The 12,298-nt window shown below is 47.5% G+C and carries 12 protein-coding genes; 6 read left to right on the top strand and 6 right to left on the bottom strand.

Annotation, left to right across the window (positions count from 1 at the left end):
* From F0220_RS12885 to mnhG, 5 genes are read left to right on the top strand one after another with little or no spacing between them, the layout of a single operon-like run.
* Complete coding sequence (locus tag F0220_RS12885; protein ID WP_036670645.1) at positions 1–339, top strand: Na(+)/H(+) antiporter subunit C; 339 nt, start codon at positions 1–3, stop codon at positions 337–339.
* Positions 332–1,810, top strand: a complete 1,479-nt coding sequence (locus tag F0220_RS12880) for a Na+/H+ antiporter subunit D (protein WP_105598384.1) — start codon at positions 332–334, stop codon at positions 1,808–1,810. The genes F0220_RS12885 and F0220_RS12880 overlap by 8 nt, the downstream gene beginning before the upstream one ends.
* Before the next feature lie 6 nt (positions 1,811–1,816).
* Positions 1,817–2,293, top strand: a complete 477-nt coding sequence (locus F0220_RS12875) for a Na+/H+ antiporter subunit E (RefSeq protein WP_105598383.1) — start codon at positions 1,817–1,819, stop codon at positions 2,291–2,293.
* Positions 2,293–2,577, top strand: a complete 285-nt coding sequence (locus tag F0220_RS12870) for a Na(+)/H(+) antiporter subunit F1 (protein ID WP_017688855.1) — start codon at positions 2,293–2,295, stop codon at positions 2,575–2,577. Before F0220_RS12875 ends, F0220_RS12870 begins: the two co-directional genes overlap by 1 nt.
* Positions 2,561–2,953, top strand: coding sequence for a monovalent cation/H(+) antiporter subunit G (mnhG, locus tag F0220_RS12865; protein ID WP_074094788.1), 393 nt, complete (start codon positions 2,561–2,563; stop codon positions 2,951–2,953). The genes F0220_RS12870 and mnhG overlap by 17 nt, the downstream gene beginning before the upstream one ends.
* Before the next feature lie 128 nt (positions 2,954–3,081).
* Here mnhG and F0220_RS12860 read toward each other — a convergent pair whose 3' ends face one another.
* From F0220_RS12860 to F0220_RS12835, 6 genes are all read right to left on the bottom strand, one after another.
* The gene (locus F0220_RS12860; RefSeq protein WP_223199986.1) at positions 3,082–4,197 is read right to left on the bottom strand and encodes a rhamnogalacturonan acetylesterase; all 1,116 of its coding nucleotides are present in this window, start codon (positions 4,195–4,197) and stop codon (positions 3,082–3,084) included.
* Positions 4,198–4,305: 108 nt separating this feature from the next.
* Positions 4,306–5,325, bottom strand: a complete 1,020-nt coding sequence (locus F0220_RS12855; protein ID WP_105598381.1) for a dienelactone hydrolase family protein — start codon at positions 5,323–5,325, stop codon at positions 4,306–4,308.
* A gap of 191 nt (positions 5,326–5,516) precedes the next feature.
* The gene (locus F0220_RS12850) at positions 5,517–7,763 is read right to left on the bottom strand and encodes an MMPL family transporter (RefSeq protein WP_105598380.1); all 2,247 of its coding nucleotides are present in this window, start codon (positions 7,761–7,763) and stop codon (positions 5,517–5,519) included.
* Positions 7,764–7,877: 114 nt separating this feature from the next.
* The gene (locus F0220_RS12845) at positions 7,878–9,032 is read right to left on the bottom strand and encodes a type III polyketide synthase (protein ID WP_105598379.1); all 1,155 of its coding nucleotides are present in this window, start codon (positions 9,030–9,032) and stop codon (positions 7,878–7,880) included.
* 241 nt (positions 9,033–9,273) lie between these two features.
* Entirely contained in the window at positions 9,274–9,894 is a 621-nt protein-coding gene (locus tag F0220_RS12840; RefSeq protein ID WP_105598378.1) for a flavin reductase family protein, read from the bottom strand.
* A 166-nt stretch (positions 9,895–10,060) separates the two neighbouring features.
* Positions 10,061–11,032: an iron-hydroxamate ABC transporter substrate-binding protein gene (locus F0220_RS12835; RefSeq protein WP_223199930.1), complete on the bottom strand. Its 972-nt coding sequence runs from the start codon at positions 11,030–11,032 to the stop codon at positions 10,061–10,063.
* 480 nt (positions 11,033–11,512) lie between these two features.
* On the opposite strand from F0220_RS12835, the gene F0220_RS32475 reads away from it, so the two are divergent.
* Complete coding sequence (locus tag F0220_RS32475; RefSeq protein WP_181156158.1) at positions 11,513–12,163, top strand: hypothetical protein; 651 nt, start codon at positions 11,513–11,515, stop codon at positions 12,161–12,163.
* Positions 12,164–12,298 lie beyond the last annotated feature (135 nt).

The following is a 12,298-nucleotide window of genomic DNA, read 5'->3' as shown; positions in this document are numbered from 1 at the left end:
ATGGAAATATTGATGTGCGTAGCCGTTGGCATTCTGTTTGCGGTTGCCGTCTTTTTAATCTTGTCGCGGAGCCTGCTCCGTATCGTACTTGGCATGTCCATACTAACCCATGGCGTGCATCTGCTCTTGATCACCATGTCACGTCTCAAAACCGGGGCACCACCACTGCTTGGGGAGATGGCTGAACGTTATGTCGATCCTCTTCCTCAGGCTTTGATACTAACTTCAATTGTAATTAATTTTGGACTCACTGCGTTCTTCTTTGTTCTCTCCTATCGTTCTTATCTGAAGTTAAAAACAGACGATATGGAAGAAGTAAGGGGGCGCCCATATGAATAATCTCGTCGTTCTGCCGATTCTGTTGCCTTTAATTACAGGTGTTCTGTCTCTGTTATTTTTCCGGAAAACAAATATCCAGCGGATCATTAGTGTCATTGGACTGTTGTTTACAGCAGTGGTCTCAACGATACTCATTACGCGGGTAGCTCAGACTGGAGTTCTAACGCTTAATATGGGCGGATGGGCACCTCCCTATGGTATTGTGCTAGTAGCTGACATGGTATCGGCGCTACTTGTCGTCGCCGCTTCCATCATTGCACTGGCGTGTCTGCTGTATGCGTTCCGCAGTGTGAACAAGGAGCGAGAAGAACATCACTTCTATCCGTTCTTCCATTTTCTGATTGCAGGAGTTAACGGTTCATTCCTAACCGGAGATTTGTTCAACCTATTTGTTTGCTTTGAACTGATGCTCATCTCTTCCTATGCACTGATTGTATTGGGTGGCACGGAAAGACAGCTTCGGGAAACGATTAAATATGTCTTGATTAACATCGTTTCTTCAGCTCTTTTTGTCGCTTCCATCGGCTTCCTCTACTCCATAACTGGCACATTGAACATGGCAGACTTGTCCGTCAAAATTGCTGAAGTGGGACAGAGCGGAGTCATTACCTTAATTGCCGTTCTCTTTCTGATCGTATTTAGCATCAAGGCCGGGCTGTTCCTGTTCTTCTGGTTGTCGGGCTCTTATGCGGCACCACCTGCCGTCGTCACTGCATTGTTCGCAGGATTGCTTACCAAGGTTGGCTTGTACGCGATTGTGCGAACATTCACACTGATCTTCTATCATGATCCTGATTTCTTCCATACCCTGATCGGATGGATGGCTGGTGCTACGATGGTCCTTGGTGTCATCGGTGCGATCTCCTACCGCGATGTGAACAAAATTCTCATCTACAACGTGGTCGCAGGTGTAGGTTTTGTCGCTTTTGGTATGGCTTCGGCCAGTCGTCCTGCGCTGGAAGGTCTGCTCTTCTACATGCTGCATGACATGTTGATCAAAACATTGCTCTTCCTTCTCGGCGGAGCCTTGATTGCGGTTGCCGGAACATCCAAACTGGACAACATGGGCGGGCTGATCCATCGCTATCCGCTGCTCGGCTGGATGTTTTTCATTAGTGCACTTGCCTTGGCGGGCTTGCCTCCATTCAGTGGTTTTCCGGGGAAGTTGCTTCTCTTTGAAGGTGGCTTGCAGGCAGGCTTGTATGGTCTGACCGGCATTGCTGTGCTCTCCAGCTTATTAATGTTATATTCGGTACTGCGCATCTTCATACAAGCGTTCTGGGGTGAACCGCCTGCCGGGGTTGTAAGACGCCCTTACGCGGTGAACGGCCTGCTGATTCCTGCCGGAATTCTGTTTGTATTCATCATCGTAATGGGTGTGGGGGCTGAAGGCATGTTCCAATTGACCTCCCGCGCAGGCGATATTCTACTGCATCCCAATATTTATATTGATGCCGTATTGAAGGAGTAGATGTCTATGGCCTTTCAGATTGTACTGAATCTTATCATTGCTTTTGTATGGATGTTTCTGAACAACGCCTGGAATGGTGTTGGTTTTCTCATAGGTTACCTGCTCGGACTGCTTCTCATCGGGGGGATGCGCAGATTCTTCCCCCAGCGCTTCTATATTGTTCGAGTCTGGGCCATCTTCAAACTGATTGCACTGCTGTTCAAGGAACTGGTGCGAGCCAGCATTGAGGTTATACGCCAGATTATCAAGCCCAAGCTCGACATAAGGCCCGGTATTTTTACGTATAAAACTCAATTGTCCTCGGATTGGGAGGTCACCCTGCTTTGTCTGCTTATTTCATTAACACCAGGTTCTCTGCCACTTGAGATCTCGGGTAATCAACGCAAACTGTTTATCCACGCGCTGGATATCAAGGATGAACAGAAAATGAGAGATAATATTCAAAACACATTCGAAAAAGCAATTATGGAGGTGACGCGTTAATGTTATCCTCACTGTTGTTCATCTCATTGCTCATTCTCTCCTTAGCCATACTAGGGTGCTTGTACAGGGTGCTTCGGGGACCATCCATGGCTGATCGGATTACAGCATTGGATACCATTGGTATCAATGTGATTGCTATCGTTGCCGTACTGTCGATGATGTTGCAAACCCAGGCCTATCTGGATATCATCTTGCTGATTGGCATTCTGGCTTTTCTAAGTACAGTGGCATTTGCACGTTATATTGAACGGGGGGCGGTATTCAAAAATGATGGAGATCGTTAAGGTAACCACTGAAACCGCTATAGGTTTACTCGTACTGCTCGGTGCACTACTCAGTGCACTCAGTGCATTCGGACTTATCCGTCTGCCTGATGTATATCTACGTGCCCATGCCGCAACCAAAAGTATGACACTTGGTGTGTTCTGTGTACTAAGCGCTACATTTTTCTACTTCTGGTACTTCGATAACTATATCAGTGCCCGCTTGTTGCTAGGTATTCTGTTTGTATTCATTACGGCTCCTGTCGCCGGACATCTGAACGGACGGGCCGCCTATCGCACAGATGTGCCACTCTGGGAGCAGAGCGTTCAAGATGAACTGGAACCCTTGTTAAAAGGTAAAAAAGTGAACCATGAAGCCAAGGATATGATGGAGTAATCCCCAGCCTGGGCATAACAAATACCCCCAAGGATCAGCCGCCCGTTTCGCGGCATGTTCCCGGGGGTATTTTTTTATTTTTCATACACGGATCAACACTGATTATGCAGACTGATTAAGTAGTAAAGTCAGAATCCATTCAATCCCTGTCTTCTTAGATCCGCAGCCACAATACGTGCAAGCTCCGCAGCCCCTTGACGATTCGGATGCAGACTATCCCCTGTCATATACAGAGCAAGTGTTGCCGCAGGACCAATTGAAGTGAAATAGGCAGAACTCAGCTTGTTCAGTTCAACAAGGGTAACCCCCTCTTCCTGAGCGAGTGCACGTGTGGATTGATTGTACCAGCGGTTCTCCGCTTGATGTACATTCGCTGTATTAAAGTCTGTTGCCCGGCCCTGAGGCGTGGAGAGGATAACCGTTGCTCCTTTGTTTTTCGCCAGACGCACCATATCCCGCATAATCTCTTTGAACTGCGCCTCCGTTGTATTATTCTTGGCATTGGTATCGTTAATTCCAAATTGCAAAATAAAATAGTCTCCCGGCTTGATATACTTCAGAATCGCTTCCATCTGACCATCATCGCGGAAACCTCTCGCAAATTGACCACTTGACGCCATATTTCGAACCTGGAAGGTGGAATTGTTCACATAAAACGGAAACAGCTGTCCCCAACCTCCTTGTACACTGCTACCCAGCGGATAGTAATTACAAACTGTTGAATCACCACCAATGTAGATCGTGCGGTTGGTAACGGTCTGATTGGATAACTTCCGGATTTCAAGTGCACTAAGTGTGAAGGCCGTACCTGTCTTTCCTTCTGTAACCAGCAGGTTTAATTGCCCGTCAGTCACCGGAATTTGAAACTGGTCCGTTGCCCCGTTGCCCGTCATATTGATGATCTGGTAGACACCTTCTGCAGCCACGCTGGCTCTGGCAGTATTGCCAAGGACCACTTTAACTTCATATAGGCCATTGGACAGATTCACATTGAAGGTATTGGTGCTCTTGGTGCCGTACGTCAGAAACTGCACAGCGTCACTCTTAACCCCGCTTCCTGAGGCAGACACATTCCTCATCTGTGCAGGTGTGTTGAAGCCATAACCTTTCGTAGGCGTATAGGCATCTCCTGCGGACACCCCTGTGTAACCGTTCTCAACAGCACCCGAACCAAAATCAAATCTGTAATTGTCCGTTGCCGCTACGGCGACTTGCCCTTCATTGCTTCCCAGACCGATGCCCATTGTACTTGCAAACAGAACAAAACAGAGCAGAAGCTTTACCGATATTGACCATTTCATCACTGAATTCTCCTCTCGAATCAGAATTATATTGGTGCACGATCCACAACTTCACAGAACTTGATCAAGCCAGTCATAAGCCTTAGCTCCGCTAATCTCATGTCCACCTGTAAAGAAATCCGCATCCAGTGATTCTGATGCTCCCGCCTGCTCATATATATGTGTCAAACGGGCATACGCCTCTTTCGCTGCATGGATTGGGAACACCTGATCATCACTTCCGGCTTCAATAAAAAGTGGCCTAGGCACAATCAGGCCGATGAGATCCGGCAATTCCGCTTCACGCAGGATACCTGGCACATAGTTGTCCAGACAATGGTTCCGATCCAATATGCTGCCCTGGAATGTATTTGCATAACCGCTTACCACAGTTGCCCTGAACCGTTCATCCAACGCGGCTGTAAATGCGGTCACCAGTCCACCTCCCGAGATACCCATGCTTCCAATTCGCTCCGAATCCACTTCTGGCCGAGTCGATACATAATCCAGTACACGTGTTGTTTCATACACCCTATGACCGGCGAGAGTCTTCCCCACCATGAGCAGATGCGCCGCAATCTTCGTACAAGAGCTTACCCCTGGTGGCGCATCGCGGTCCTCTGCCAGTCTTCGATCACCGAACCCGAGCAGCTCTGGAGCCGCAACCACATAACCACGCTTCACAAGCGCTACAGCAAAGTCCTTGTGTAATCCGGGCTCTCCTGTCCGTGGCGACCCATCCGGTTCCATACCCGATATCTCTCGGCTACCGTAGCCATGCCCATGACAAGCAACGATAGCAGGTCTCTTGTTATCGGTAATGCTTCCATCACCCGGAATTAATAAATACACAGGCATGCGAAGTCCTGCATAGGTCGTAATTTCAATTCGCTCCCGAATATATCCGTCACATGTAATGCGCTCCAGTAAGACAGGATTCAGTGCGGCCGCCATCGTGGGAAAACCGCCCAGCCGTTCTTTCACACGTTTACGTAACTGATTGCGCCATAACTCCAGGGGTTGATCTGCATGATACGCGGAACGACCACGAAGATTCGTTTGTTGTTGTAGATAGGCTTCAATATCAGACATGGGCCTGTGTCCCTCCTGTTTTTCGTAGGATAACGTAGATATAAGACTGTCATATGGAATTAATCCCATCCATTATAGAACATGGATGTCACCCATGAATTGAACATGTTTGCCTGTTTTGAATGGAATCACACGATTTCTAGCCAAAAAAAGGATATCTCCAACCTGAAGACAGGTTACGGAAATACCCTTCATTTTATCTGCCCTGGCAACCACCAGTTCCACCTGCCCATTAATTTCATCAATGCAGGTACCAGTATTAGCCGGATCAACGTAACGTCAATCAACACCGCTGCCGTGATTCCGATCCCTAGCTGCCTCACACCTGCAACTTCAGCAAAAGCAAACGGCACGGTCACCGCAAGCAGAATGGCCGCTGCGGAGGTAACCAGACGGCCTGTAGAAGCCAATCCCTGTTGGACAGCCACATCACTGTCTCCGGTTCGTCTATACACTTCCTGAATACGGCTCAGCATAAACACACCATAATCCATGGATATGCCAAACACCAATCCTGCAATGAATACAGGAATCATAATGGCAATGGCTGACGTTTCCATCCCCAGATGTCCTTCATTAAACACCCACACCAATATGCCAAATGAAGCGGCTAAGCTAAGCAGATTCATCAAAATTGCCTTGATTGGTATGAGCAGAGATCTGAACGCTGCCAGTAACACAAGATAATTGGATACCACTACAAATACTAACACTTTGGGCAGTTGACTTGTGACTTCCTGCATGATTTCAACCTGCTCGGCAGCTTCCCCGCCATAACGCAGTTTTACGTTGGTGGAACCAAGTGTATAATCGCTCTTCCTCATTCGTTCCAGCCAGTCTGCAACCTGTTCCGAACCAGGCTCCCCGTGCACCGTGGCTATCAATCGAATCGAATGATCAGAGACCGTTGAACGCAGCCATGTCGTCCTGGTTGACTCCTTGCCTTCTATGGAAGGAGTGAGCGCCGACGGTGGAATTTGAAAAAGGCTCTGCGAGCCATTTTGATTCGGCTGTAATAGGCCCCATGGTGAAACAATGCTCAATACGCCTGAGTCCTGCAGTAGCTGACGGGCTTTGTTGTGGGCCATCTGCCAGTGAGAGGCAGTCAACAGTTCCTGCTGTCCGCCAATCACGATCTCGATGGCGGAGGTATTCTTTTGCCCCAGATCATATTGCAACTGCTCTGCTGCTTGGCGGGACTCCATTCTCTCTGGCAGTGAAGAAGCATCCGGGACGGACAGTTCCAGCCGGGTTACTGGATAAACACACAGGAGCAGTACAACCGTACCTCCAATGGCCATACTGACTGGTCGTTTCATGACCATCGCTGACCATCGATGCCAGACTGAACCTCTAGGTAACCAATGGACTAACTTTCGCCTGAATACACCATTCGCAGACAGTGATAGCAGAGCTGGCAGCAGCGTAACATTTAATAGTAACGATAGGAGCAGAACAATAATGGCTCCCAAGGAGACACTCAGAAACATCGGCAATCTGATCCAGAGCAAACCCAGCAGCCCAAGGAGCACGCAAGCTGCCGAGAACAACACCGCTCTGCCTGCTGTACGTAATGTTTGCTGAAGAATCTTGCTTCGCAAAATCTCGCTCTGCATATCCAGGCTGCTGCCCGTAACGTTAGCTTTGCCTTCATCTTCATAGGCCCGCTGAACTTCTTCCCTGTACCTGCTCAGAATGATCAGGGCAAAGTCTATACTCAGTGCCATGCCCACCATGGGAATCACATTAATGATAAAGTTGGACAATTCCAGGTGATAACCAAGGAGTGACGTGACTCCCATAGCGATAATCACAGCACTGATCCCCATCATGACAGCAATCAACGCGGCATATAGCCCCCTGAATGCAAAACACAAAACGATCAGGGCAATCGGCAGTCCCACCATCTCTGCCCGTTCCAGATCACGAAAGCTCAGATGATTGACATCCTGCTGCACGACTGCCTTTCCAGTCAATTGCACCGTACCTGGACCGTCTGTTGCCAGCACGGCGCGCAACTGCTCCAGCGGAGGACCCATCTGATGCGCCGGCACATCCATCTTCACAAGGGCATATGCCCTATGCTCTTGCAGCGTCACCCTTTCGCTAGCATCCAAAGGGGACGTGATAGAGGTTACCGCAGGCAACACTTGAACCTGTGTCAACCGATCCTTGATCCACTGCCGGAACTGTAACCGCGAGGTATTTTCCTTTTTCTCAAACACCAGAATAACCGGATCAGCAGGAGATCCGAATTCTTCCTCCAGAACAAGTCCAACCGCTTGCGCATCCCCGTGAACCCGTTTTAATCCGTGATCCTGAACAATGTCAGGTAACTTCCATGCCCAGACCGCTGACATCCCGATGATAAATACCCAGCAGAGAATAATGAACCGCGGATATCGGCTGATGAAGGCAGCAAGTCTGCGATAACCCATACCTAAGCTCCTCTGCGATCAGATTAGTCATTCGATTATATTCATCGGTAAGGGTAAGATCATAAGCACATTCAACCACTTGGGGTGTATATCTCCTTCACTCGGGTTCGCGAACTATTGGATGCCATGATTCACAGGTGTTCTGTTCGCTATGGGGGCAGGGATGTATGTAAACGGAAGTAACTCTGCTGTCAGTCCCGGGCCAAAGGCCAGCGCGATCCCACTGGAATGTTCTTCCTTCTGTCTATAATCCTCGCGGATGGCTTGAAGAACAAAAAGAATCGTCACGGACGACAGGTTGCCATAATCCCGCAGGATGTTTCGGCTGTAGGAGACCTGCTCATCTGTCAACTGATACAGCTTCTGAACGGCATCCACGATGCCTCTGCCTCCCGGATGTATCGCCCATATTTCCGGTAAACCGCTCCCCTCGAGCAATCGTTCTACCTCTGGACCGAGATGCAAACCAAGCAGCTTGGGTATCTGTGGTGACAGGTAGAGATCAAAGCCTGTATTGCCCACTTCCCAGATCATTTCTTCTGTACAATCCGGGAGCAGCGTTGAGTATCCACGGCCTAGTCGAAAACATTCATTGCGATCTGTTCCAGACGCACCAATAACACAGGCAGAGGCACCATCACCAAAGAACGATGCAGCATACAGGTCGTCCCGTTTGGCAGATGGCTGAAAGTGAAGTGTACATAGTTCCACGCACACGATGAGAACTGTAGCCTTCTGATCTGTCGTTACAATGGAATTCGCCAGTTGGATCGCTTTCAGACCGGCTGCACATCCTTGAAACACCAGGGGAATCCGGTTGATCTGCGGTGACAGTTCAAGTTGCTGGATCAGCCGAACATCAAGTCCGGGCAGGAATTGCCCCGTGCAACTCACCGTAATGAGATGTGTAATTTCCGAGGAGGATACGTCTGCGTCCTGAAGCGCCTGTCCGGCCGCCTCCAGACCAAGGGGAACAGCAGCAGTTTTGTATTTGCCCATACGCTCGGATGTAGTCGGAACCTCCTCCGCATTGGTAAAGGGTAAATATCTGCAAGAATCAACAGGCTCAAGCAGATTCGGTTCACACGTATACCGAGTCTCCACACCGCACTGATTAAAGATCCGTTTGGCCCATCTTCTCGCATCCGGCTCATGTTCCAGCGCTTGCGCGAGACGGGCAGATACATCCTTTTGCTCAATACGGTGGGCAGGCCACGCCGTTCCTATTCCCATAATACTTGCCCCTGTACTTTCCTCAAGCTGGTTCATCGGCTTAACCCCCTATATAGTCTTGTCTTTCGTAATCAAAAGTGGGCTTTTTAAACATCCTATATATCAAATAGGTTCATATAGAAATGTGCAGGATATAGTACAAGTCTATTCACTTCCTGTCCCGTTTATGTTCATATCACAACAAAAGGCGGACAACCTATGCGAGTTTCGCATGTGTTGTCCGCCTTTATCAACAGGGTTAAACCCTTTCACAAATTACATATAGGATCTTTCATAACTATTCAGGTCGAATTATGGTGAATCTCTCTCCGAGCTTGGCATAATCATTACCCGCAAGTCGGCTGACTGGTTTCAAATGATCCATCAGGATATACCCCTTGTCCGGATTGTAGACTTCTTGGCTGAAATGATATTGCACTATGCGTACCAGCAACAGATCACTCATCGGTTTGCCATCATCGTTGGTAATGGGAATGTGCTGATACAGCTCACACTCCATCCGAATAAGAGCTTCCTTTATTCCTGGCACGGCAACCTTTGTACTTGGCACTGGGGTCAGTTTCGTCCGCTCAAGCTCACTTTCATGGGGTTCAAGGATAGCTGCTGTCTCATTTACTTCTGCTATGATTGCTTCATCACATATATGCACGACCAGCTCTTTATGAGCAAGTACATTACGCGCAGTATCTTTCATAATGCCGTCTTTACGTGCAATGGATATGGATAACAGCGGTGGGTCCGAACTAACCACATTGAAGAAACTGAAAGGCGCTGCATTGATCACACCATTCTCATCTGAACGTGTCGTCACAAAAGCAATTGGGCGTGGCACCACCGAACCACTCATCAGTTTATAGTTGTCTCTTCCCGTTATTTCACGTGGATCCAATGTATACATATGTAATATCCCCTTCCCTGCTCGTGTAACAAGTGTCAATGTCACTTCAAGACACGATCACACACTCATATTTATTATATAACGTAAAATGCTGAATTAACAAAAAAACTCCCTGGTGCCTATTGCACCAGGAAGTAGAAACATGCTTTTTCATATCGACGATTTCTTATTTAACAATGCTGTTCTGAATGTCTTCCATAATTTGAAGGTTCGCTTGAACTCCGCTGTACAACCAGCTGCTGGACCGGGTGAATTCAAACAAATTGCCATTTTTCACAGCCGGGATACTTTGCCACACTGGATCTTTCAGTGCTTCCGCTCCAGTACCTGCATCACTATTCACAAAGAACAAGTAGTCTACATCCATTTCCGCCAGCTTCTCCATAGAGATGGAAGACCAGTTACCTGTTGCATTGGCAGAGATTTCTTTTACAACTTCAGGCTCTAGAAGTCCAAGTTCCTTGTACATTACTTCTCCACTTGATACGTTGTCACTTACAATAAAGAACTTGCCGCTAACCAACCAAATGGCCGCTGCTGATTTTGTTCCACCTGTAACGTTGTTGATCTTTTCCTTGATTTCTGTAGCTTTAACTTCGTAATCATCCAGCGCTTTTTGCGCTTCATCACTCTTATTCAAAATCTCACCGATTTTAAGCAACGTTTTACGCCAGTCGCTATTGATCTCATCGCCAAGTACATAAGTAGGTGCAATTTTACTGTACTGTTCGTATTTTTCTCCTTCAACCACACTTTCAGAACCAACAATAATCAGATCCGGGTTAAAACTTGTTACCGCTTCAAAAGGCAGATCAAAAGCAATCGTTGGGATACCATTCAGATCTTTTTGCAGATATTCCTGGATTCCGTTGGCTACCGACCACTGAGCAACTGGCTTAACACCTAGTGTTACCAAATTGTCTTCCAGATAAGACGCGATGACACGCTCCGGATTAGCCGGGATGGTTACTTTGTGTCCCATTGCATCTGTCAATGTGCGTTCTGTCGGGGCTTCTGTTTGCGTCTCTGTCTCCGTTGCTGTATCGTTCTCTCCTGCTGCTCCGTTCTCTGCGGACTTCGCTCCACACGCTGCCAACCAGATGGACATAACCATCACCGTAATCAGAAGCATGATCATCTTTCTATTTCTCTTAAACAATTTATTAACCCCTCTCATTTCAATATGAACACCTTATTCGGCGTTATTGTGACAGATTTTAATGTTCAAAAATATTGATACTATTATTGATACATATAATATCCGTATGTACATTTGACCATTTCCATTGACAATGATAATTGTTATCAGTTCAGTTGTCAATTCGATTATATTCTGCGCTATACAGTTGAACTAAAATTTATTTACACTGACATTACGATGATAGAACAACCTTCCAATCGCTGTTATCCCCAGATTTTTTCTATTCCCTTTTCTCTAAGGGAAAATCCGGTGATAGCGTATGCTTCCGATGTAGCTTTCTTTCAGAAAGCTATTAGGCGACCGCTTCGCTTTTTCAGGTTTTTTCTATCCTCTCCGTTTTGTGTAAATGATTAGTTCAACTATATAGATCATATAAAATCTTCTTGACGTCACTCACATATAGGCGGATGCCACCATATGCTAAATGCAGAATACGACGACAGGAAGGATGTTCTGTACATGTATTACGAATATAACCCTTATCTAAGTTATGGAGAAGACCGTTCCTTTCAATTGCCTCCACTGTTCCCAGGCGGTGGCGGTGGCGGCACACCGGGTGGTCCAACGTTTCCTGGTATACCTGGCGGTCAAGGCTCCTATCCTCCATACATTCCAGGTGGAGGACCCGGTCCATATATCCCTGGAGGTATTCCAGGTACAATCCCGGGTACAGCACCTGGCGTACCTGTGCAGCTGACTCAAGGCAATCTGCCCACCCTGCTTAGTGCCTATCCTCGTCCGGTAGGTCAGCCTCCGGCAGAAATGCTTTTTCTGTATAACCTGATCAAAAGCAGCCCGGGTCTGCTTCCGCTCTTCCTCCAGCAACAGCCGCAAAGTCTCACTCAAGCTGTGCAATTTGCACAGACGGGTACAGCGGCACCACGAGATAACGAAGAACGTGCGCTGCCCAACTTTTGCTACAACCGGTGGTCCCTTGTCTTCACATACAATGATGTCTACCTGATGTGGCCTGCGATTAATCTGTTTGGTTTTGTGGTGGGGTACTTTTATCCATTCCTCACGCCAGGTATACTGTCCAATACACAAATTTTGTTTGCGCTCTGCTAAACTTGTCCTTACCTACAGCAAGAGCCTCACTTGGAAGCATAATTCCTTCCAAGTGAGGCTCTTGTTCGTTCTTTAACCCAAAATAACTTTACACTATTTTAAGACTCCATAAACGCAAGGTGTTCAGAATCAGTA

It is taken from the genome of Paenibacillus sp. 37, assembly GCF_008386395.1.
GTDB lineage: Bacteria > Bacillota > Bacilli > Paenibacillales > Paenibacillaceae > Paenibacillus > Paenibacillus amylolyticus_B.
Note: the sequence above shows the minus strand (reverse complement) of the source record. Positions and strands in the feature narration are given on the sequence as shown.

Excerpts from the sequence above, each read along its gene's own strand:
- F0220_RS12850 (WP_105598380.1), bottom strand. The coding sequence starts at position 7,763 with ATGGGTTATCGCAGACTTGCTGCCTTCATCAGCCGATATCCGCGGTTC.
- F0220_RS12870 (WP_017688855.1), top strand. The coding sequence starts at position 2,293 with ATGTTATCCTCACTGTTGTTCATCTCATTGCTCATTCTCTCCTTAGCC.
- F0220_RS12885 (WP_036670645.1), top strand. The coding sequence starts at position 1 with ATGGAAATATTGATGTGCGTAGCCGTTGGCATTCTGTTTGCGGTTGCC.
- F0220_RS32475 (WP_181156158.1), top strand. The coding sequence starts at position 11,513 with ATGCTAAATGCAGAATACGACGACAGGAAGGATGTTCTGTACATGTAT.
- F0220_RS12835 (WP_223199930.1), bottom strand. The coding sequence starts at position 11,032 with ATGATCATGCTTCTGATTACGGTGATGGTTATGTCCATCTGGTTGGCA.
- F0220_RS12845 (WP_105598379.1), bottom strand. The coding sequence starts at position 9,032 with ATGAACCAGCTTGAGGAAAGTACAGGGGCAAGTATTATGGGAATAGGA.
- F0220_RS12855 (WP_105598381.1), bottom strand. The coding sequence starts at position 5,325 with ATGTCTGATATTGAAGCCTATCTACAACAACAAACGAATCTTCGTGGT.
- mnhG (WP_074094788.1), top strand. The coding sequence starts at position 2,561 with ATGATGGAGATCGTTAAGGTAACCACTGAAACCGCTATAGGTTTACTC.
- F0220_RS12880 (WP_105598384.1), top strand. The coding sequence starts at position 332 with ATGAATAATCTCGTCGTTCTGCCGATTCTGTTGCCTTTAATTACAGGT.
- F0220_RS12860 (WP_223199986.1), bottom strand. The coding sequence starts at position 4,197 with ATGGGCATCGGTCTGGGAAGCAATGAAGGGCAAGTCGCCGTAGCGGCA.
- F0220_RS12840 (WP_105598378.1), bottom strand. The coding sequence starts at position 9,894 with ATGTATACATTGGATCCACGTGAAATAACGGGAAGAGACAACTATAAA.
- F0220_RS12875 (WP_105598383.1), top strand. The coding sequence starts at position 1,817 with ATGGCCTTTCAGATTGTACTGAATCTTATCATTGCTTTTGTATGGATG.